General features: G+C 66.1%; 21 protein-coding genes. 15 read left to right on the forward strand and 6 right to left on the reverse strand.

Features of this window, described 5'->3' with window-relative positions; all coding sequences use genetic code 11:
* Positions 1–3: 3 nt before the first annotated feature.
* Positions 4–666: a response regulator gene (locus tag ACW9UL_RS12590; protein ID WP_457787206.1), complete on the forward strand. Its 663-nt coding sequence runs from the start codon at positions 4–6 to the stop codon at positions 664–666.
* A complete protein-coding gene (locus ACW9UL_RS12595; protein ID WP_457787207.1) occupies positions 663–2,030 on the forward strand; it encodes an ATP-binding protein in 1,368 nt (455 codons plus the stop codon). Before ACW9UL_RS12590 ends, ACW9UL_RS12595 begins: the two co-directional genes overlap by 4 nt.
* A gap of 268 nt (positions 2,031–2,298) precedes the next feature.
* On the opposite strand, the gene ACW9UL_RS12600 is transcribed toward ACW9UL_RS12595, so the two are convergent.
* Entirely contained in the window at positions 2,299–3,240 is a 942-nt protein-coding gene (locus ACW9UL_RS12600; protein WP_457787208.1) for a 1-phosphofructokinase family hexose kinase, read from the reverse strand.
* 288 nt (positions 3,241–3,528) lie between these two features.
* A complete protein-coding gene (locus ACW9UL_RS12605) occupies positions 3,529–4,452 on the reverse strand; it encodes a LysR family transcriptional regulator (RefSeq protein WP_021442547.1) in 924 nt (307 codons plus the stop codon).
* 212 nt (positions 4,453–4,664) lie between these two features.
* On the opposite strand from ACW9UL_RS12605, the gene ACW9UL_RS12610 reads away from it, so the two are divergent.
* The 6 genes from ACW9UL_RS12610 to ACW9UL_RS12635 are packed head-to-tail and all read left to right on the forward strand — an operon-like array spanning position 4,665 to position 11,045.
* On the forward strand, positions 4,665–5,741 hold the full coding sequence (locus ACW9UL_RS12610) for a 4-oxalomesaconate tautomerase (protein WP_457787209.1): 1,077 nt from the start codon (positions 4,665–4,667) through the stop codon (positions 5,739–5,741).
* A gap of 39 nt (positions 5,742–5,780) precedes the next feature.
* On the forward strand, positions 5,781–7,031 hold the full coding sequence (locus tag ACW9UL_RS12615; protein WP_457787210.1) for an OprD family porin: 1,251 nt from the start codon (positions 5,781–5,783) through the stop codon (positions 7,029–7,031).
* 42 nt (positions 7,032–7,073) lie between these two features.
* On the forward strand, positions 7,074–8,054 hold the full coding sequence (locus ACW9UL_RS12620; protein ID WP_122107861.1) for a Bug family tripartite tricarboxylate transporter substrate binding protein: 981 nt from the start codon (positions 7,074–7,076) through the stop codon (positions 8,052–8,054).
* A 52-nt stretch (positions 8,055–8,106) separates the two neighbouring features.
* The gene (locus ACW9UL_RS12625) at positions 8,107–8,559 is read left to right on the forward strand and encodes a tripartite tricarboxylate transporter TctB family protein (protein WP_457787211.1); all 453 of its coding nucleotides are present in this window, start codon (positions 8,107–8,109) and stop codon (positions 8,557–8,559) included.
* A 4-nt stretch (positions 8,560–8,563) separates the two neighbouring features.
* On the forward strand, positions 8,564–10,075 hold the full coding sequence (locus ACW9UL_RS12630; RefSeq protein WP_457787212.1) for a tripartite tricarboxylate transporter permease: 1,512 nt from the start codon (positions 8,564–8,566) through the stop codon (positions 10,073–10,075).
* 22 nt (positions 10,076–10,097) lie between these two features.
* Positions 10,098–11,045 (forward strand): D-2-hydroxyacid dehydrogenase family protein, encoded by a 948-nt coding sequence (locus ACW9UL_RS12635; RefSeq protein ID WP_457787213.1) that lies wholly within the window; start codon positions 10,098–10,100, stop codon positions 11,043–11,045.
* Between the two features lie 108 nt (positions 11,046–11,153).
* On the opposite strand, the gene ACW9UL_RS12640 is transcribed toward ACW9UL_RS12635, so the two are convergent.
* The 4 genes from ACW9UL_RS12640 to ACW9UL_RS12655 all read right to left on the reverse strand — a co-directional run bounded on the left by ACW9UL_RS12640 (position 11,154) and on the right by ACW9UL_RS12655 (position 14,792).
* Positions 11,154–11,642, reverse strand: a complete 489-nt coding sequence (locus ACW9UL_RS12640; protein WP_457787214.1) for a GlcG/HbpS family heme-binding protein — start codon at positions 11,640–11,642, stop codon at positions 11,154–11,156.
* Between the two features lie 98 nt (positions 11,643–11,740).
* Positions 11,741–12,367 (reverse strand): response regulator transcription factor, encoded by a 627-nt coding sequence (locus tag ACW9UL_RS12645; RefSeq protein ID WP_457787215.1) that lies wholly within the window; start codon positions 12,365–12,367, stop codon positions 11,741–11,743.
* On the reverse strand, positions 12,364–13,803 hold the full coding sequence (locus ACW9UL_RS12650) for a sensor histidine kinase (RefSeq protein ID WP_457787216.1): 1,440 nt from the start codon (positions 13,801–13,803) through the stop codon (positions 12,364–12,366). Before ACW9UL_RS12650 ends, ACW9UL_RS12645 begins: the two co-directional genes overlap by 4 nt.
* Positions 13,804–13,931: 128 nt before the next feature.
* Positions 13,932–14,792 (reverse strand): helix-turn-helix transcriptional regulator, encoded by an 861-nt coding sequence (locus tag ACW9UL_RS12655; protein WP_457787217.1) that lies wholly within the window; start codon positions 14,790–14,792, stop codon positions 13,932–13,934.
* 424 nt (positions 14,793–15,216) lie between these two features.
* Here ACW9UL_RS12655 and ACW9UL_RS12660 point away from each other — a divergent pair, with 424 nt between their 5' ends.
* From ACW9UL_RS12660 to ACW9UL_RS12690, 7 genes are all read left to right on the forward strand, one after another.
* On the forward strand, positions 15,217–15,396 hold the full coding sequence (locus tag ACW9UL_RS12660) for a Flp family type IVb pilin (RefSeq protein ID WP_457787218.1): 180 nt from the start codon (positions 15,217–15,219) through the stop codon (positions 15,394–15,396).
* A 23-nt stretch (positions 15,397–15,419) separates the two neighbouring features.
* Positions 15,420–15,938: an A24 family peptidase gene (locus ACW9UL_RS12665; protein WP_457787219.1), complete on the forward strand. Its 519-nt coding sequence runs from the start codon at positions 15,420–15,422 to the stop codon at positions 15,936–15,938.
* Positions 15,939–15,953: 15 nt separating this feature from the next.
* A complete protein-coding gene (locus tag ACW9UL_RS12670; protein ID WP_457787220.1) occupies positions 15,954–17,288 on the forward strand; it encodes a DUF8689 domain-containing protein in 1,335 nt (444 codons plus the stop codon).
* Between the two features lie 12 nt (positions 17,289–17,300).
* Positions 17,301–18,110 (forward strand): Flp pilus assembly protein CpaB, encoded by an 810-nt coding sequence (gene cpaB, locus ACW9UL_RS12675; RefSeq protein ID WP_457787221.1) that lies wholly within the window; start codon positions 17,301–17,303, stop codon positions 18,108–18,110.
* Positions 18,111–18,190: 80 nt separating this feature from the next.
* On the forward strand, positions 18,191–19,735 hold the full coding sequence (locus tag ACW9UL_RS12680; protein WP_457787222.1) for a type II and III secretion system protein family protein: 1,545 nt from the start codon (positions 18,191–18,193) through the stop codon (positions 19,733–19,735).
* A gap of 87 nt (positions 19,736–19,822) precedes the next feature.
* The gene (locus ACW9UL_RS12685) at positions 19,823–20,095 is read left to right on the forward strand and encodes a hypothetical protein (RefSeq protein ID WP_457787223.1); all 273 of its coding nucleotides are present in this window, start codon (positions 19,823–19,825) and stop codon (positions 20,093–20,095) included.
* 22 nt (positions 20,096–20,117) lie between these two features.
* Positions 20,118–21,431, forward strand: a complete 1,314-nt coding sequence (locus ACW9UL_RS12690; protein WP_457787224.1) for a pilus assembly protein TadG-related protein — start codon at positions 20,118–20,120, stop codon at positions 21,429–21,431.
* Positions 21,432–21,438 lie beyond the last annotated feature (7 nt).

The following is a 21,438-nucleotide window of genomic DNA, read 5'->3' on the forward strand; positions in this document are numbered from 1 at the left end:
GCGATGCGCTTGCTGCTGGTCGAGGACGACGAGGCGCTGGGCGAGGGATTGCGCCTGGGGCTGCGCCAGGAAGGCTACACGGTGGACTGGCTGCAGGACGGCGCCAGCGCCCTGCACGCCCTGCTCAGCGAGGCCTTCGACCTGCTGGTGCTGGACCTCGGCCTGCCGCGCATGAGTGGCCTGCAGGTGCTGCGCGAGCTGCGTCGCAGCGGCTCGGCGCTGCCGGTGCTGATCCTCACCGCGCGCGATGCCACCGAGGACCGCATCGCCGGGCTGGATGCCGGTGCCGATGATTACCTGGTCAAGCCCTTCGACCTCGATGAGCTCAAGGCCCGCCTGCGCGCCCTGCTACGGCGCAGCGCCGGGCGCGCCGAGCTGCGCATCGAGCACGCCGGGGTCAGCCTCGACCCGGCCAGCCAGCAGGTCAGCTACCTGGGCAAGCCGGTGCCGATGACGCCCAAGGAGTACCTGCTGCTGCACGAACTGCTGTCGCAGCCGGGCAAGGTGCTGACCCGCGAGCGCCTGGCCCAGCTGCTCTACGGCTGGGACGAGGAGGCCGAGAGCAACACCCTCGAAGTACACATCCATCACCTGCGCAAGAAGCTGTTCAGCGGCCTGATCCGCACGGTGCGCGGCGTCGGCTACCTGGTCGAGGACGCGCCATGATCTCCATGCGCCGCCGTACCCTGGCGCTGGTACTCGGGCTGATGCTGCTGGGCACCCTGGCCACGACCCTGTTCAACTACTTCGACAGCGCCCACGAAGTCGAGGAAATCTACGATGCGCAGCTGGCACACAGCGCCCGCCTGCTGCAGGGGCTGATGCGCACGCCGGTGCGCCAGGAGGAGCGTGCCGGCCTGTACCGCGCCTTCAACGAGGCCCTGGCCCAGGCGGGGCCGGGCAAGCCCGGCCACCCTTACGAGAGCAAGCTGGCCTTCCAGGCCTGGGACGCCGCCGGCAACCTGCTGGTGCACAGCGCCGGGGCGCCGTCCCTGGCCGGCCCGCCCCTGGCCGAGGGCTTTGCCACCCTCGAACTGGGCGAGCACGAGTGGCGTGGTTTCCTGCTGCGCGACGCCGAGCACGGGCTGCTGATCTGGACCGGCGAACGCGACGATGTGCGCCGCGAGCTGGTGACCAGCATAGTGCGGCATACCCTCTATCCGACCCTGCTCGGCAGCCTGATCCTCGCCGCCCTGCTGTGGTGGGCCATCGGCTGGGGGCTGGCGCCGCTGCGCAACATGGCCGCGGTGATCCGCGCCCGCCATGCCGACTCGCTGGAGCCGCTGCAGCTCGATCCGCTGCCACTCGAGCTGGCGCCCATGCAGGCGGCGCTCAACCGCCTGCTGGGGCAGATCGAACAACTGCTGGAGCGCGAGCGCCGCTTCATCGCCGACGCCGCCCACGAGCTGCGCACGCCGCTGGCGGTGCTGCGCGTGCATGCGCAGAACGCCCTCCAGGCCAGCGCCGAGAGCGAGCGCCGGCAGTCGCTGGGCTACCTGCTCGGCGGCATCGACCGAGCCACCCGGGTGGTCAACCAGCTGCTCACCCTGGCGCGCATGGAGCCGCTGCTGGAGCCAGGCGAGCTGCCCCAGGTCGACGTGCTGGCGCTGGTGCGCGAGACCCTGGCCGAGCTGACTCCCTGGGTCCTCAGGCAGGGGCTGGAACTGTCGCTGGAAGCCGAGCCGGGCGACTATCGCATGGCTGCCGATGCGGGAGGCCTGGGCATCGCCCTGCAGAACCTGGTGAGCAACGCAGTCAACCATTCGCCGCCTGGCGGCAAGCTGCGAGTGCTGTTGCAGGCCAGGGGCGACCGTTTGCTGCTGCAGGTGGAGGATCAGGGCCCGGGCATTGCCGCCGAAGACCTCGAGCGGGTATTCGAGCGCTTCTATGGCCGCAGTAACGGAGAGGGCGCAGGCCTGGGACTGGCCATAGTGCAGAGCATCGCCCGCCGGCATGCGGCCAGCGTGCACCTGAGCAACCTCGAGGGGGGCGGCCTGCGGGCTAGCCTGGAGCTACCACGCCGCGCCTGACTCGCCGATGCGAGCCGCGTCGCTGCCAACGGGGCAGGAGCACCGGGCCGATTACCGCCGGCCCATCGACCATTGGCCTTGCCCGTTCCGTTCCTTCGCTATCGCCCCAGCCTCGGGCGGATGGGGCTTCGGGCAGGAGCGCGCGGCGCTCCCTGGCACGCTCGCGCATTTGTTCAAGGTACCGCCTAACGGGGCTCATTATGAGGGTCTACGAACCTAGAGGCGATTCACCTTGTAGAGCTGCAACGGTATACCATTGGCTTGGTTCCTAACGGGAGGCAGCTAACCAGCTGTATAGGCGCTCCGTGTCTTCGAGTCGGGACAGCTCGCTGCCTTCGGCCATGATCGCCGCTGTGCCGGCCGCCACACCGTAGCGCGCCGCCACTGACCAGCTCGCCCCTGAGGCGCGTTTGAGTACCATCGCCGCCAGCAGACTATCGCCTGCACCAACCGTGCTGCGGCGCGGTACGGTCGGAGCCGGAATGCGCTCGCAGACGTCGGCGGTCACCAGCAGCGCCCCTTGTGCACCAAGGGAAACCAGCACGGCTTCCGTGCGTCCCGCTGCCACCAGATCCCGGGCCACTTGATTCAGATGCTCCGGTCCGGCGATAGGCTCACCAAGCATGGCTGCGAGTTCGTCCAGATTCGGCTTGATCAGCAGCAGGCCACCGATATCCAGCATCTGACGCAGAGCGCTGCCGTTGCTGTCTACCACGCAGCGGCAACCCCGGCGTTGTGCATTGCCCAGCAGACGCGGCAGGAAGTCCGCGGCCAGACCTTCTGGCAGGCTGCCGCTGATGACCAGAAAATCCGCGGCGGGCAATGTCTCCAAAGCCGACAGCACGGCTGTCTGCTCCTGGGGGGAGAGTGGATTTCCCGGGAGGACGAAACGGTACTGTTGGCTGTCGGCCCGGTTGGTGACGTTGATGCACTCGCGTGTCCAGCCGGACACCGAGACCGCATGAAAAGGCACGCCCTCAGCCTTCAATAATTCAAGCAGGTGTTCGCCAGTGGAGCCGCCAACGGGGAACAGGGCCACTGTCTCTCCGCCGAGTCGTCGAATCGTCCGCGACACGTTGATCCCGCCACCCCCAGGCGCGTACACCGGTGCGCTACAGCGCAGCTTGTCGTGAGGGCGCAGGTGCTGCACGCATGTGGCCAGATCCAATGCGGGACTCAGGGTTAGGGTGAGGATGCAGCGGGCGATCACTATTGCTCCCTCCTGCTGCCAGATTGCAGCGCCTGGTTCCAGCTTAGGCGATGTCTGGATGGCGGATGGTCGCGAAGCACCAGGCCAGGTCCATGGGTTCATGGGTTGAACGTTTGGGTTTGCCTCGTTATGCCGGTGAGCGTCTGATTACCCATCCCGGCCGCTCAGGTGTCCGTCGCTTCCCGGCAAGGATTGCAGACGGGTGGCGGGCGAGGCGCTGATTTTGTTCCTGTATTTGGCTGCTCGGCATGCACCGGCGCAATCGCGAGCGATTGCGCGCGCCCGCGTTCAGCTCGATTCGCTGTCGATACCCAGCGAGGTGTAATTGGGCCATTGCCGCAGCAGGGTTTCGACGAACTGCTCGGCTGCCGGCGACAGCGACGAGCCGCGGCGGCGCACCAGACCCAGGGTGCGGCTGATCACCGGGTCGACCAGCGGGCGCCTGACCAGGATCGGATGGTCCTCGGCCGGCATGGCCAGGCTGGGGAGGGCGGCGATGCCCAGGCCGGCCTCGACCATGCCCAGCGATGTCGACAGGTGCTGCACCTCGTAGAACCAGCTCGGGCGCCAGTCGAGATGGGCCAGGCCGTGGTCGAGCAGCACCCGGTTGCCGCTCAGGCGGCCGACGCCGATCAGGCGGTAGTCGCTGAGCTCACGCCAGGCCACTTCCGGCTGCTTGGCCAGGGGATGGTCGCGCCGGCAGGCGAGCACGAAGGGTTCGTTGACCAGTGGGGTGAAGTCGATTTCCGCGCTCTGTCCGCTCTGCATGTTGATTCCGAAATCCGCCTCGCCACGAATCACCGCCTCCAGCCCCTCATGGGCGCTGAGATCGAGGATGCGGATGCGGATCTTCGGGTACTGCTGATTGAAGGCGCGGATCACCGTCGGCAGGAAGTAGAAGGCCGCCGTCGGGATGCAGGCCAGGGTGACCTGGCCGGACTGGCGCTCGGCCAGCTCGCGGATGCCGAGGATCGAGCGCTCGAAGTCGTCCAGCAGACGCTGCGCCTTGGGCAGAAAATCCCGGCCCACGGCGGTCAGGCTGACGCGGCGCGTGGTGCGGTCCAGCAGCTGGATGCCGAGGCTTTCCTCGAGCTTCTGCATGCGCCGGGTCAGCGCCGGCTGGGACAGGTGGATGGCGTTGGCGGCCTCGTGAAAATTGCCGAACTCGGCGATTTTCACGAAGGCGCGGATGTCTTGCAGTTCGTAATTCATGCGCTTTGGTTATTAGTCGGTCGTATTTTTGTCTGCAGATTACCAATGAACCCTAGTCTTTGCGCTGAGGACTGGCAAGCGAGGAAGTATCCCCATGCATTAATGCGCATAATGCAATAAATATCGAAATATATGCATTTTACAGAAGAAAGTGTTGCTCCCCATAATCGACGCAAAGCAACAATCACTAGCTTTATTGCGTTGGAGGCATCATGCGGACGGTACCTTGCGTACTCATGCGAGGCGGTACTTCGAAAGGGCCGGTCTTTCTGGCCAACCACCTGCCCACTGACCCGCTGCAGCGCGACGAGCTGTTGCTCAGCCTGATGGGCTCGGGCCACGAGCTGGAAATCGACGGTATCGGCGGTGGCAGTCCGCAGACCAGCAAGGTGGCGATCGTCAGCCGCTCGCCGCACCCGGATGCCGATGTCGACTACCTGTTCGTGCAGGTCATGGTGACCCAGCGCCGGGTCGACACCGCGCCCAACTGCGGCAACATGCTCTGCGCCATCGGGCCTTTCGCCATCGAGCACGGCCTGGTCAATGCCGGCTCGCCGATGACCCGGGTGCGCATCCGCAACCTCAACACCAATACCTTCGTCGACTCCGACGTGATGACCCCGGGCGGCCGCGTGCGCTACGACGGCGATACCACCATCGATGGCGTGCCCGGCAGCGCTGCGCCGATCAAGCTGACCTTCCTCAATGCCGCCGGCGCCAAGACCGGCCGCCTGCTGCCCACCGGCCGGGTGCGCGACCTGTTCGACGGTGTCGAAGTCACCTGCATCGACATGGCCATGCCCATGGTGCTGCTGCATGCCGAGGCGCTGGGCAAGACCGGTTACGAGTCGCCGGCCGAACTGGATGCCGACACGGCGTTTCTCCAGCGCCTGGAGCGCATCCGCCTGCAGGCCGGGCTGGCCATGGGGCTGGGGGACGTTGCGCAGATGGTCATTCCCAAGCCGGTGCTGCTGGCCCCGGCGCGCCATGGCGGCACGCTGAACGTGCGTTATTTCATGCCGCACAACTGCCACCGTTCGGTCGCCGCCACCGGTGCCGTCGGCCTGGCCACGGCCTGCGCCGTGCCCGGCAGCGTCGCCCAGGATGTCGCGCCCATTGCAGGCGAGGCGCTGGTGCGCCTGGAGCATCCGGGCGGGCAGATCGAGGTTTCCCTGCAGCCTGCCGCCGACGGCAACCCCGAGAACCTGCGCGCCTCCCTTGTGCGCACCGCGCGCCGTCTGTTCTCGGGCGAGGTTTACATCCCCAGCCTGCGCCGCACCGGCAGCTGACTTCGCCTCACCACACCCACACCCCTAGGGCCAACCACAATGACAAGAAGAAAATCCCTAAGCTGCTCCGCCTTCGGCATCACGCTTCTGGCACTGCCTGGCGCCAGCGTTTACGCCGCCGGTTTCATCGAGGACAGCAAGGCCAGCCTGGAGCTGCGTAACTTCTACCTCAACCGTGACTTTCGCGAGGATGCCGGACAGAACAAGCGCGAGGAATGGGCGCAGGGTTTCATCCTCAACCTCGAGTCCGGCTACACCCAGGGCACAGTCGGTTTCGGCCTCGACGCCCTCGGCATGCTCGGCGTCAAGCTCGACTCCTCGCCGGATCGCAGCGGCACCGATCTGCTGCCGCGCGACAGCCGCAACCGCGCCGAGGACGACTACAGCAAGCTCGGTGTGACCGGCAAGGCGCGTTTCGCCGAGAGCCAGCTGCGCGTGGGCACCCTGCTGCCGAAGATGCCCTATCTGCAGTACAGCAACTCGCGTCTGCTGCCGCAGGTATTCGAGGGCTGGCAGCTGCAGAGCAAGGACCTCGAGCGCGCGACTTTCACCTTAGGCGAGATCGACCGCGTGGTGCAGCGCAGCGTCTCAGGCTCCGAGAAGCTGGCGCTGAACAACAAGAACCGCCGCTTCGGCGCCAGCCCTGAAAGCGATGAGCTGCGCTTCGGCGGGGTGGATTACGCGATCAATCCGCAACTTTTGGCCAGCTATCACTATGCCGAGCTGAGCGACGTCTATCGCCAGCACTTCGTCGGGCTGCAGCACGGCCTGGCGCTGGGCGACGGCAAGCTGAAAAGCGACCTGCGCTACTTCAACAACAGCGAAGCCGGGCGGAAACTGGTGGGCGACATCGACAACCAGGTCATCAACGCCATGTTCACCTACAGCATCGCCGGCCATGCGCTGGGGCTGGCCTACCAGAAAATGCTCGGCGACGACGCCTTCACCTATGTCGACGGGGCCACGCCCTATCTGACCAACTTCCTGCAGATCAACGATTTCGCCGGCCCCGACCAGCGTTCCTGGCAACTGCGCTACGACTTCGATTTCGCCCGCGTCGGGGTGCCCGGCCTGACCTTCATGACCCGCTACGTGCGCGGCGATCAGGTCGACCTGGCCGTCGGCGAAGGGCGCGAGTGGGAGCGCAACACCGATATCGCCTACGCCTTCGTCGAGGGCCCGCTGAAGAATCTCAAAGTGACCTGGAGGAACGCCACCTACCGTTCGAGCTTCGTCCGCGACCTGGACGAGAATCGTCTGATCCTGAGTTACATCGTGCCGCTCTGGTAAAGCGCCGGCTGTGCATACAAGTCTAATAAGAGGAACCTCACCATGATCACCTGCTCCATTCGCCGTACTCTGCCGTTTTCCCTCGCCCTGTTGCTCGCCAGTGGTTCGGTGCTCGCCGGCGAGCCTTCGCGTCCGGAGTGCATCGCTCCGAGCAAGCCGGGCGGCGGCTTCGACCTGACCTGCAAGCTGGCCCAGGCCGGATTCAAGGACGAGGGGCTGCTCAAGGCACCGATGCGCGTGACCTACATGCCGGGCGGCATCGGCGCCGTGGCCTACAACTCCATCGCCGCCAACCGCCGTGCCGAGCCCGGCACCCTGGTGGCGTTCTCCGGCGCCTCGCTGCTCAACCTGGCCCTGGGCAAATACGGTCGTTTCGACGAGAACGCGGTGAAATGGCTGGCCACCGTCGGCAACGATTACGGCACCCTGGCGGTGCGTGAGGATTCGCCTTACCAGAACCTCGACGATGTGGTGCAGGCGCTGAAGAAAGACCCGAAAAGCATCGTGGTCGGCGGTGGTGGCAGTGTCGGCGGCCAGGGTTGGGTGAAGATCGCCTTGCTGGCCCGCGCAGCCGGCGTCGACCCGCGCGAGTTGCGTTATGCCGCCTTCGAGGGCGGGGCCGAGCATTACATGGCGCTGATGGGCGGGCACGTGGATCTGGTCACCGGCAGCGCCAGCGAGATTCGTGCGCAGCAGGGCAACAAGATCCGCACCCTGGCGATCTTCAGCGAGGAGCGCCTGGGCGGTGAGCTGGCCTCCATTCCCACTGCCCGCGAGCAGGGCTACGAGATCCAATGGCCGCTGATTCGCGGCTACTTCCTCGGCCCGGATGTGAAAGAGCAGGACGTGGCCTGGTGGAGCGAGCGCTTCGCCAAGCTCAACGCCTCCAGCGACTTCCAGGCCTACCTGGCCGACCGCGACGTGCTGCCTTACTACGTCACCGGTCCGGAGCTCGAAGCCCTGGTGAAAAGCCAGGTTGCGGAGTACCGCAAGCTGGGCCGCGAGTTCGGTCTGGTCGAGTAGTCGAGTCCTCCTGCGCCGTCACCGACGGCGCAGCATTCTGGAGCGCATCCACATGCATGATCGTATCTTCGCGGGGATCACCCTGCTGCTGTGCTGTGTCCTGGCATTCCTCGCCTGGGGTTACAGCGCATCCTTTTCCTACGAGCCGGTGGGGCCCAAGGCCTTCCCGCTGCTGCTGTTGCTGCTGATCGCCTTTGGCTGCGTGCAACTGCTGCTCAAGCCGAGCAGCGATACCCACGGCGAGGAACCGCCGCTGAACCGGGAGGTGATGTTCAAGGCGCTCGCCTTCCTCGGTCTGATGATCGGCTATGCAGTGCTGTTCGAAACGCTCGGCTTCATCCCCGCCAGCGTGCTGTTCGGTCTCGGCATGGCGCGTCTCTACGGTGGTAGCTGGCTGCAAAGCCTGATCAGCGGGGTCGTTCTGGCCCTCGGCCTCTACCTGCTGTTCGACAGAGCCCTCGCGGTACCGCTGCCGCTTGGCATCCTTGCAACCCTGGAGAGCTGAACCCATGGATACTTTCGGTTATCTCAGCCATGGCTTCGGCGTGGCGCTTAGCCCCTACAACCTGGTCACTGCGCTGTGCGGCACCCTGATCGGCACCGTCGTCGGCCTGCTGCCGGGCCTCGGTCCGATCAACGGCGTGGCGCTGCTGATCCCGGTGGCCTTCGCCCTCGGCCTGCCACCGGAAACCGCGCTGATTCTGCTCGCGGCCGTATACCTGGGCTGCGAATACGGCGGCCGCATCTCCTCGATCCTGCTCAACATTCCAGGTGAGGCGTCCGCGGTGATGACCACCCTCGACGGCTATCCGCTGGCACGTCAGGGCCAGGCCGGCGTCGCGCTGTCGCTGTCGGCCTGGAGCTCGTTCATCGGCGGCCTGATCGCCACGGTCGGTGTGGTGCTGTTCGCGCCGCTGCTGGCCAGTTGGGCGGTGGCCTTCGGTCCTGCCGAATACTTCGTGCTGATGGTGTTCGCCATCACCTGTCTGGCCGGGATGGCCGGCAACAAGCCGTTGAAGACCGCCATAGCCGCGCTGATCGGCCTGTTGCTGTCGTGCGTGGGTATCGATGCCAACAGCGGCGTCTATCGCTTTACCTTCGGCAGCCTGGGGCTGGCCGATGGCATCCAGTTCGTGGTGCTGGTGCTGGGGCTGTTCTCGGTCAGCGAGCTGCTGGTGCTGCTCGAGCGCACCCACCATGGCCAGAAAGCCATCAAGGCCAGCGGGCGCATGCTGTTCAGCCTGAAGGAGGGCGGCTTCGTCCTGGCCACCAACCTGCGCAGCGGCGTGGTCGGTTTCGTCCTCGGCGTGCTGCCTGGCGCCGGCGCGACGCTGGCCAGCGCGGTGTCCTACATGAGCGAGAAGCGTCTGGCGGTCAAGGACAACAAGTTCGGCAACGGCGACCTGCGTGGCCTGGCCGCACCGGAAACCGCCAACAGCGCCGCAGCCTGCGGCTCCATGGTGCCGATGCTGACCCTCGGCGTGCCGGGTTCGGGCACCACCGCGGTGATGCTCGGCGCCCTGACGCTGTACAACATCACCCCGGGCCCGCTGCTGTTCCAGAACCAGCCGGACATCGTCTGGGGCCTGATCGCCTCGCTGTTCGTCGCCAACCTCATGCTGATCGTCATGAACGTGCCGATGATCAAGGTCTTCACCAAGGTGCTGGCCGTGCCTTACTGGGCGCTGGTACCGGCGGTGGCGATCATCACCGCCATCGGGGTGTATGCGGTGCATGCCACGACCTTCGACCTGTACCTGATGATCGCCATCGGCATCTTCGGCTACGTCATGCGCAAGCTGGATTTCCCGCTGTCGGCGATCCTGCTCGGCTTCATCCTGGGCGGCATGATGGAGCAGAACCTGCGCCGGGCACTGTCCCTGTCCAGCGGCGACATCGGTATCCTGTTCGCCAGCCCGATCACCTGGGTGGTCTGGGGCCTGGTGGCGGTGATGATCCTGCTGCCGTTCTGGCGCGTCTGGCGCGCACGTCGCCGGCAAGCCGCCGCCAGCCTGGCCTGATTGGCGTCGAAGGAGGATGCGCATGCGTGTGGTGATACCGGAAGACTATCAGCGGGTCGTGCAGTCTCTGGATTGCTTCCGCCTGCTGGAGGGCTTCGACGTCCGCGTGTATCACGATCACGTCTGCGATCCGGACCTGCTGGCCGAGCGCTTCGCCGACGCCGAGGCGCTGGTGCTGACCCGGGAGCGCACCCGTATCGATGCCGCGCTGCTGGCGCGGCTGCCGAACCTGAAGTTGATCAGCCAGACCGGGCGAGCCGGGCCGCATATCGATCTGCAGGCCTGTCGCGAACGCGGCGTTGCCGTGGCCGAGGGCAGCGGTTCGCCCATCGCCGCGGCCGAGCTGACCTGGGCGCTGATCCTCAATGCCCGGCGCCAGTTGCGCGAAGCCATGAACGGCCTGTATGCCGGGCGCTGGCAGGTCAACCTGGGCCAGCGCCTGTATGGCCAGACGCTGGGCATCTGGGGCTACGGCAAGATCGGCCGACGCCTGGCGCGTTACGGTAGTGCTTTCGACATGCGCGTGCTGGTGTGGGGCAGCGCGGCCTCGCGCCAGGCCGCTGTCGCCGATGGCCATGAGGCCGCGCCGACGCGCGAGGCCTTCTTCGAGCAGGCCGACGTGCTCAGCCTGCACCTGCGCCTGCTGCCGGCCACCCGGCATTGCGTGGGCGCCGCCGACCTGGCGCGGATGAAGCCCGACGCCCTGCTGGTCAACACCAGCCGCGCCGAGCTGATCGCACCCGGGGCACTGCTCGAGGCGCTGGATCGCGGCCGGCCGGGGCAGGCCGCGCTGGATGTGTTCGAGCAGGAGCCGATCCTGCAGGTTGACCATCCGCTGCTGAGGCACCCGCGCGTGCTCTGCACCCCGCATCTCGGTTACGTCGAGCGGCACAGCTACGAGGCCTACTTCGGCGAAGCTTTTGCCAATGTTCGGGCGTTATTGCGAGAGCAGCCCGCAGGGCTTTGTTGAGCCCCAGTTAGCACTGGCCATTTTCGCGATCTTCTCGCCAGTGCTGCAGCCTGCCCAACACTGCGGCAGGCTGCAGGCGCGCCTGCGCCGCGTCGGGGCAACCTTCGCTTACTGGAACAGGGCCGCGTTGGCGGCCAGGACTTCGTCGGCGCACTGGGCGTCCAGGTGGCCGCCCGGGGCACCGGCCACGCCGATCGCGCCGATCACGTTGTCGCCGGCTTTCACCGGGACGCCGCCGCCCAGCAGGAGGAAGCCGGGGATGTCGGTGAGGTTGGCGGCGCCCGGGTGCTTCTGCGCGTTTTCCATGATGGCCAGGGTCGGCGTCTTCGCCGACGCGGCGGTGAAGGCCTTGGCACGGCTGGCCTCGATGGTGTGCGGGCCGGCGTTGTCGGCGCGGGTGAAGGCCTTGAGCAGACCGGCGCGGTCCACCACCGCGGCACTGACGTTGTAGCCCTTGGCCTGGCAGGCGGCGACCGTGGCGGCCGCCAGTTGCTGGGCGTCGGCGCTGGAGAGGTTGCGTTCCTGCAGCACCGCGGCATTGGCGGCGCCGGCGCACGTCAGGGCGCAGAACAGGGCGGCGAGCGAAAAACGGGGCATGGCTAACTCCTTGTCGTGGATAGAGGTGAGGAGTCGTCAGTGTGACCAGCGCCAGCCAGCCGGGGTATTCGCTCGACTACGCCCAGGGCTCCGTAGTGCTACGGAGGCGGCGCGTCCAGCAGACCGGCGTACTGGCGGATCAGCTGCGCCAGCGAGTCGGCCGCGAGCTTGTCGAAGACGTGGGCCCGGTGGGTCTCCACGGTGCGTGGTGACAGATCGAGTTCGCGGGCGATTTCCTTGTTGCTCATGCCCTGGACGATACGCACCAGCACCTCATGCTCGCGCCCGGAGAGGCGCGCCAGCCGTTCGACGGCCGCCTGGGTCAGCGCCAGGCGCTCGCGGCTGGCGATATGGCTGCGCACGGCGGCCTGCACGGCGTCGAGGAACACGTCGTCGTCCACCGGTTTCTGCAGGAACTCCATGGCCCCGCTCTTGAAGGCGCGGCGGCACAGGTCGACGTTGGCGTGACCGGTGAGCATCACCACCGGCAAGTCGGACAGCTCTGCCAGCCTGGCCAGCACGTCCAGCCCGCCGATGCCGGGCATACGGATGTCGAGCACCACGCAGCCGATCGCGTGCGGCGACAGCGAGGCGAGGAAGGCCTGAGGGTCGCCATGGCCCTCGCTGCGCAAGCCGACGCTGCGCAGCAACAGCGCCAGGGCCTCGCGCACGGCGTCATCGTCGTCGACCAGATGGACCAGCGGGGAATGGTCGGGCAGGCTCATGCAGCGGCTCCGGCGATAGGCAGGCGCAGGGTGAAACAGGCGCCCGCCGGGTCGAGGTTGCGCGCCGTGATCCGGCCGTCCATGGCGCCGGCGAGGGTTTCGCACAGCGCCAGGCCCAGCCCCATGCCCTGGGCGCGGGTGGTGTAGAAGGGCTCGAACAGCCGCGGCAGGGCTTCGTCGGGGATGCCAGGGCCGTTATCGCTGACCTCGAACCGGTATTCCATGCCGTCGCGGCCGCCGCTCAGGGCGATGACGCGGGAGGCGGGCCAGTCGGCCAGGGCATCGACGGCGTTCTGCACCAGGTTGTGCAGGATCTGTTCGAGTGCCACCCGGTCGCCCAGCGGGCGGGCGCCGGGGCTCGCGTTGTGCCAGCTGAGGCGGATGCCGCGGCGGCTCAGCTCCTCTTCGCGCAGGAACAGCAGCGAAGCCGCCAGGGCATCGGGGTCTACCGCCGCGCGCGGGGAGGGCGCGCAGGGCTGCACCAGCCCGCGCATGCGGCTGATGATGTCCGCCGCCCGGCGCGCCTGGCCGGCGCTGGCGAGCAGGGCCTGGCGCACCGCGGGGCGTTCCTCCTCGTCGTCGAGCAGGCGTTCGGCGGCGCGTACCTGGGCGAGGATGGCGGTCAGCGGCTGGTTCAGTTCATGGGCGATACCGGCGGCCATTTCCCCCAGGGTGTTCAGGCGCGTCATCGCCGCCAGGCGGACCTCTTCCTGCCGGCGTCGCGCCTCGGCGCGCGAGCGCTGCCAGGCCGCACTGGCCGCGGCCAGCAGGTAACTGGCCAGCGCCCAGGCCAGCCATTCGGTCCAGGGCCAGTCGCTGGGTGTGAGCCTGCGCCAACTGTGCAGGGGAAAGGGCTGGCTGGCCGCGCCCAGGGGCTTGTGCAGGCTCATGGTGCCGCCCAGCGAGCTGCCAGCGGGCTGGCGCGCCAGCAGCGTCAGCGGCCCCATGCCCAGGTCCAGCGTCAGGGTGGCCAGCGTCGGGGGAAAGTCGCCGGCGGGAATAAAGCGCCGGGCATCCAGCAACAGGCTCCAGCTCGACGGGGCCACCAGCCAGTAGCGCGCCCGATCCACCGCCAGGGCGACGGGGCGCCCCAGCTGGCGGGCCTGTTCCAGCGCGCCAGGCAGGCCCGCCGAAGCTGCGCCGCTGCCTTCCCAGGCGCCGCCGCGCAGGTAACCCAGGCCCAGCAGCTGCGGCATGGCCGGCTGCAGGCTGGGCAGCAGTTGGGCGGGACTGGGCGGATGGCTCAGCGCGGCCAGTGTGGCCAGTACCGCTTCGTGCTGCACGACCTTCTGGCTGAGCATGCGCTGCGCGATGCTGGTGTCCTGGAAGAAGCGCTCGTAACGGTCGGCCTGCTCCTGCCAGCCGATCCAGACCGCCACGGGAGCGAACAGGGCCAGCCAGAGAACCAGGGTGCGGATGTCGGTCAGGGGCTTCACGGCGGATATCATGCCAGCCGCCTCGGGGGGCTGCCATCCGTAAGGCTACGGAGACGCGCGGGGCGACTAGCGGTGCACGGCGTGCAGCCGTTCGGCCGGAGCGGCAGGCGGGCTGGCGGCAGGGCCGATCAGGTGTGGCTGCCCAGGACCAGGCTGTCGAGCGCCGGCATGTGCGGCTCGTCTGCGATGACCTGGCCGGGGCGGTGTGCCTGGCGGTACTCGCTGGGCGTGCAACCGCAGGACTGCTTGAAGGCGCGGGCGAAGTAGGAGGGGTCCTTGAAGCCGGCCTCGTAACCGATGCTGGTGATGGGCATCTGGCTGTTGTCGAGCAGCTCCTTGGCGAAGTCCATGCGCTTGTTCAGGATGTACTCCATAAAACCGACGCCGACGACGTCCTTGAACAGGCGGCTGAAGCGGAAGGGGGTCATGCCGCAACGCTGCGCCAGATCCTTCTGGTCGACGCTCTCACGGAAATGCTGATCGATATGCTGCAACACCTTGTGCAGTGGCTGCTGCTTCTGGTGCTCGGTGGTCAGACGGATGCTTTCGGGCAGGGTCGGGTGACGCTCCACCAGCGGTTTCCTGGAGTGACCGCTGACACTGCGGCGTAGCTCGCACAGTTGCTGCAGGGAGTGCAGGTAGCGACTTTTCTCCGCCGCCGAGAGCGGCAGCACCATGTATTCCCAGACCCGCGAGCGCATGGCCCATACGGCCAACTCCTCCGAGTGTTGCACGGTGAACATGGTGATCGGGATCGAGGGCGCGGTACGTTTGACCTCCAGCAACAGGTTGAGACCGAGTGCATCCGGGCGGTCGAAATGCATGCAGATCATGTCCGGCTGTTCATGGGTGCGCTCCGGCAGAGCGGAGTTCTTGGCCAGACGACAATCGCAGGTTGAACGGAAATGGCCGATCAGTTCTTCCACCGATCGGTCGTGCGTCAGATCGAGCCATAGCAAGAATGGCTTTGTGGCCGAGTTAGACTTCATACCCTTAGCTCTGCGCCTCTGTTGTTGCGCCTCCCCGCCTTGAGTATTGTCACTGTGCCACTACTGTAAAGATCGAATAAAAATAAGAAACAGGTGGCTTAGGTTCTTACGCTCTAGATTTATCTGCGTGCCTAGTGCCACGCGGACTCCTCGTGTTTTCTGGATATATTGGCCAACTACCGCCGGTCGCTTGAGAATTAGTTGCAGAATCATCCGTAAGTTATTCCTTTAGCTGGACTTTTCCTGGCCGGCCGAGGAGGGCGGCGATGGCCTCCGGGCGAGCCTGCCAGTGCGGCAAAAAAGTCCTAGCGATTCGCAAAAAACTCCTAACTCCCTGCTTGCCCGCCTGACTAGGGTTCAAGCAGGCGGGGCAGGTAGTGCCGCCGATTTCCTGGAAGAACAACTTTCGAGTGAGGTGGGCGAAATGACTTTTCAAGCAATCAAGACTTCGGTGATGAAGTTCGTAAAAGACGAAGATGGTCTGACCGTCGTGGAATATGCCGTGGCCGGTGGGCTTATTTCACTGGTGGTGGTTACAGCGTTTACCAACTTGGGAACAGCTGTAGCTGGCGTGATTCAAGATCTGATTGACGCCATTACCTGAAGTCACAGATCGAGTCTGCAGCTATGTCCATGGAGCAGATGGTCCCCGTCATTGTGCTGCTAGGGCTGCTGGGCATTGCGGTGGCGAGCGATCTGCGCCGCCACCGCATTCCCAACCTTCTGGTGGTGCTGGGCCTGGCCCTGGGGCTGGCCGGCCAGGCTTATGCCGGCGGTCTGGCTGGTCTGGCCACCAGCCTGCTGGGGCTGTCGATCGGCTTCGCGGTGTTTCTGCCCCTGTATGCCCTGGGCGGCATGGCCGCCGGCGACGTCAAGCTGATGGCCATGGTCGGCGCCTTTCTCACCCCGAGCAGTGCGCTGTGGGCGGCGTTGTTCAGCCTGATTGCCGGAGGCCTGTGCGGCTTTCTGCTCGTGCTGCTACGCGGGCAGCTGCTGCAGACCCTGGGACGCTACGGGCTGATGTTCAAGGCCCGCGCCTACCTTGCTCCGGCAGCGGATGAAGTAGCCGGCAAACCCTTTCCTTATTCGGCGGCGATTCTGTTGGGCACCCTGGCCAGTCTGTACTGGCTGCATTTCGCCCAATGACCCGGGAGGCACGTCATGTATGCAGTCAGCGACAGCGATGCCTACCCCAGCGAACGCGAAGCCGTAGAACGTCTGGCCCCGCAGCCGCGGAGCATCAGCGAAACCGGCCTGGCGGATAACTTTCTCGGCGATCTGGTGTGCAAGCACCTGCACGATGCCGGGGTGCTGGCCATGCCGCAGCTGGTCGAGCGCCTGGCGCTGACCGGCGCAGTGCTGGACGAGATCCTGGCCTTTCTGCGCAAGGATGGCCGGGTCGAGGTACTGGGCCAGGCCGGGGCGCAGGCGGCCAGCCAGGGGCTGCGCTACGGCCTGACCGAGCGCGGTCGCAGCGCCGCCCGCGATGCCCTGGCACGCAGCGGCTATATCGGCGCGGCTCCCTATCCGGTGAGCGGCTACCGTTCGCTGCTCAAGGTGCAGACCATCCACCATGGCCGCATCACCTCGCGCGACATGCATGCGGCCTTCGCCAGCGTGGTGCTGTCCGAGGCCATGCTCGATCAACTGGGCGTAGCCCTGAATTCCGGGCGCGCCATCATGATTTACGGCCCGGCCGGCACCGGCAAGACCTACATCAGCAGCCGTCTGATTCGTCTGTTCGCCGAGGCCGTCTGGGTGCCTTACGCCATCGCCATCAACGACGCCGTGATCGAAATCTACGATCCCCAGGTGCATCAGCGTCTGGATGACGACGGGCAGGCAAACAGCCTGATACTCAACGAAGGCATCGACCGTCGTCTGCTGTGCTGCCGGCGCCCGGTGGTGATCACCGGCGGCGAGCTGAGCATGGAACAGTTGGATATCCGCTACGACCCGTTCAGCCGCCAGTACCAGGCGCCGCTGCAGCTCAAGGCCAGCAATGGTCTGTTCATCATCGACGACATGGGGCGCCAGCGCATGGCGCCGGCCGAGCTGCTCAATCGCTGGATCGTGCCGATGGAGGAGAAACGCGACTTCCTCAATCTCGGCGGAGGGCGGCATTGCGAGCTGCCGTTCGACCTGGTGCTGGTGTTCTCCACCAACCTCAACCCGCTGGAACTGGCCGACGAGGCCTTCCTCCGACGCATCGGCTACAAGCTGCATTTCGACTACCTCAAGCCCCACGAGTACGAGCGCATCTGGCGCCAGGAATGCGAGCGCCTGGGCATCGCCTACGACCCGATTCTGCTGCGCTATGTGCTGCAAGGCCTGTACGAGACCGAGGGCATGCCGCTGGTGCCCTGCCACCCGCGCGACCTGCTGGGCATGGCGCTGGATCGCCAGCGTTACCTCGATGGCTCCGGGCCGCTGTCTGCGCGCGAGCTGGAGTGGGCCTGGCGCAACTACTTCGTCCAACTCGACTTTCTTGGATAAGGAGATACAGACATGAGCGCACGTACTCTCACCCTGGTAGCCCTTTCCCTGATTCTCGGCCTGGGCGCCGCCTGGATGGCCAACAACTGGCTCAGCGCCCGGCTCAATGCCAGCCCGGACGACAACCTGCAGAACGTGGTGGTCAGCACCGTGGAGATTCCCTTCGGGCAGATGGTCGAGGCCCAGCACGTGACCGTGGTGCGCATGCCCAGGGGTACCGCGCCGGACGATGCCTTCGATGCCACGGACAAGGTGGTCGGCAAGATCGCCACCTTCACCATGCTGCGCGGCGACATCGTGCGTGGTGCGCGCCTGGCCGAGCACCTTGGCGGCAGCACCCTGGCCTCGCTGATCGAGGCGAACAAGCGGGCGGTGTCGGTGCGGGTCGACGATGTGGTGGGCGTTGGCGGCTTCCTGCTGCCAGGCAACCGCGTCGATGTACTGGCCACCAAGAAGAGTGGCGGCAACAACGAAGCCGAATCGAAAACCATCCTCGAAGACCTCCGGGTGCTCGCCGTCGACCAGACCGCCAGCACCGACAAGACCCAGCCGGTGGTGGTGCGCGCGGTAACCCTGGAGATGACCAGCGAAGAGGCCGAGGTACTGGTCAAGGCGCAAACCGAAGGCAAGCTGCAGCTGGCGCTGCGCAACCCGCTGAACGACCAGAAAAAGCCGGAAGTCATTGCCAAGCCGGTGCCCGCGGTCGCACCTGCGCCCGCCCCGGTCGTCAAGGTGCTCAAGCCGGCGCGCCGCGGCGGTGATGGCGGCGGCGTCACCATCATCCGCGGCACCGCTGTCGAGGTGAGCAAGGTACAGCTGTAGAGAGGCCAGGTGCCGGCATCGGAACCGTTCGACGCCCCCCTGCAATCAGGCAAAGCGGCATACCCAGAAAGGAGCAGGACATGGATAACATCCAGAGACTCGGGACCTTTGCGTTGTACGTGCTAGGCGCCTGGCTGCTGTCGGGTGCCGCGGTGCAGGCAGCCGAGGCGCCATCGGCGGCGGCCGCGATGCCGGCCGCCAATATCAGCAATATCCAGGTGCCGATCTACAAGTCGCGGGTGTTGACCACTCGTGCGCCGGTGAAACGGGTCTCGGTGGGCAATGCGGAGATCGCCGATATCCTGATCACCAGCCCGACCCAGCTCTATCTGCTCGGTCGCTCCCTGGGCAGCACCAACGTGCTGCTGTGGGATGGCGGCAACCGCCTGATCGACAGCCTCGATCTGGAAGTGGTGCACGATCTGGGCGGCCTGAAAGGCAAGCTGCATCAGCTGATGCCCAACGAGCGCATCGAGGTGTTCAGCGCCCAGGGCGCCCTGGTGCTGCGCGGTCAGGTGAGCAGCGCCGCCGTGATGGATACCGCGATCAAGCTGGCCAAGAGCTACACCGCGCAAAGCGCCAGCGTGGTGCAGGGCGAGGGCGAGGCAGCCGCGGCGGCGCCGACGCAGTCGCTGGAGGTGATCAACCTGCTCACCGTCGGCGGCAGCCAGCAGGTGATGCTGGAGGTCAAGGTGGCGGAGATCCAGCGCAACCTGTTCAAGAACCTCAACGTGCGCTTCAACGCCCTGGACTTCGGCTCCTCCGGACGCTGGTCCGGCGGCGGTTTCAACAGTGGCACCGGCGCGGGCGGCATTCCCCTGGGCTTCGTGCCCGACCCGGTGAACGACGGCTTCATCATTCCCGACCCGACCAGCCTGATCGGCAGCGGCAAGGGCATCTTCGCGCAGTTCCTCTCCGACGAGTTCCTGTTCAACGTGGTACTGGAGGCGTCCAAGGACAACGGTTCGGCCAAGGTCCTGGCGGAACCGACCCTGACCACCCTCACCGGGCAGCAGGCGGAGTTCATTTCCGGCGGCGAGTTTCCCGTGCCGATCACCGAGGACGATGGCATCACCATCGAGTTCAAGGAGTTCGGCGTGGGGGTGAAATTCCTCCCGGTGGTGCTCGATTCCGGGCGTATCAACCTCAATCTGAATGTCTCGGTCAGCGAGCTTTCCAACGTCAACTCGCTGGTGCTGGACACCGGCCTGGATAGCGTTCTGGGCGATGGGGTGACCCAGGTGATTCCGTCGCTGACCAAGCGCAGCGCGCAGTCCACTGTCGAGCTGGGAAACGGCCAGACCATCGCCATTGCCGGTTTGATCAGCGAGAACACCCGCGATTTCGTCAGCCGTTTTCCCGGGCTGGGCGATATCCCGGTGCTTGGTCACCTGTTCCGTAGCCAGCAGTTCCTCAATGGCGAAACCGAACTGGTGATCCTGGTGACACCGCACCTGGCCAAACCCATAGATGCCCGCAGCGTGCGTCTGCCCACCGAGAAGTTCGTCGAGCCGAGCGATCTGGATTTCTACCTGCTCGGCAAGACCAAGGGACGCCAAATGGGGCGGCAGGTGCCCGTCAGCCTGGGCGTCAGCGAGGGCAGTTTCGGCCACGATCTCGAGTAGTTACAGCTGGCGCCTACACGGGCTGCAAATGTGCAAGGAGGTTCGCCCTGGCGGGCCTCGCAAGAGCAACGATTGGAGGCAGTGACCATGAAAACCACGATTGCCCTGTGCCTGCTGGCGTCAGCCTTGGCCGGCTGCATGAGCTACGACGAGGGCCGGGTGGGCCCGTTGGGCTCCACCATCTATGACATCCACTACCAGCAGATCGCCGACAAGGCGCAGGCGGCCGCTCCTGGTAGCGAGGTCTCCGCCACGGGTACCGATGGACCCTTGACGGAAAAGGTCATGGACAGCTATCGCGGGGTGACCGGTGACGCGCAACAGGTCGGTCAGCCCATCCAGATCAATATCGGCAACTGAGGGCACGAGCATGAACCCCCGTATGCACCGGTCGTTTCGTCCGCTGCCACGTCGTCAGCGGGGGGCGGTGATAGTGCTGGTCGTGGTGGCACTGGCGGCCATGTTGCTGATGGCCGCTCTGGCCCTGGACGGCGGCCATATGCTGGCGAACAAGACCCGTCTGCAAAGTGCCGTGGACGCCGCGGCGCTGAGCGGCGCCAAGACCCTGAGCCAGGTCATGGGCTCGGGCAATGCATCGAGCCTGGCGCGCGATGCGGCGCTCGATACTCTGGCGCTCAATGCCGGCGCAGCCGGCAATGGCGAACTGGCCAACGCCATCAGCGCCGCCGGCGGCGTCGGCGCCTTTGCCGTGGTGCAGCTGGCCACCAGCGTCGAAGGACCTTTCGCCTATCCGGGGCCGACCGATGCCCGTTTCGTGCGGGTGACGGTGGCCAATTATTCCTTGAGCCGGTTCTTCTGGGATTTCGCCGCGGCATTCGGCGTGGGCAACCTCGGCGACAAGGCAGTGGCGGCAATCGCCACCGCCGGGCCGAGCCAGACCGCACCCTGCAACCTGGCGCCCTTGATGGTCTGTGGCGATGCCGATCAGTACGACCCGGGCAATGGCCTGTTCTGGGGCTATCGCTTCGGCGACCTGGAAGTGTTGAAGAGCGCCGCCGGCAACGCGCCGGCCATCGGCCCCGGCAACTTCCAGCTGATCCGTCTGGGCGACAACACCGGTGCCGACGATATCCGCGACGCCCTGTGCCAGGGCATCGACCAGTGTCTGACCACGGGCGAGCCGGTCGAGACCGAGCCGGGCAACAGCGTGGGCCCGGTGGCCCAGGGCCTGAATACCCGCTTCGGGGTGTACAACGGGCCGGTCAATGCCGCGGCCTGCCCGCCGGATCTGGTGACCAGCTTCACCACGCCGCGCATGACCTACGCCGAGCCCAATGTGGTGCACCAGAACCAGCAGGTCCAATCCAGTGGCGGCGATCTGTACACCAGCAGCGGCGCACTGCTCGACTACAACGACTGGGTTGACAGCGTTGCCGGCTGCCCGAGCGGTTGCGAGGCCAACGGGGTGTTCGAGCGGCGCCTGTTGAAGATAGTGGTGGGCGACTGCGACGGCGCCTCCGGCGGACAGACCTCGGTGCCGGTGCTGGGCTACGGCTGCTTCTTTCTGGTCCAGACGGTCAGCCAGCAAGGCAACCAGGCGCAGATCTTCGGCCAATTCGTCACCGATTGCGAAGGGGACAGCGTGCCCGGGCCGGTACTGGACGATGTGGGGCCGAAGATCATTCAGCTGTACAAGACCTATCTCGACCCGACGACGCCGAGCCCGGATTCCTAGGCGCAGT

The organism is Pseudomonas sp. PL-6 (assembly GCF_054110165.1).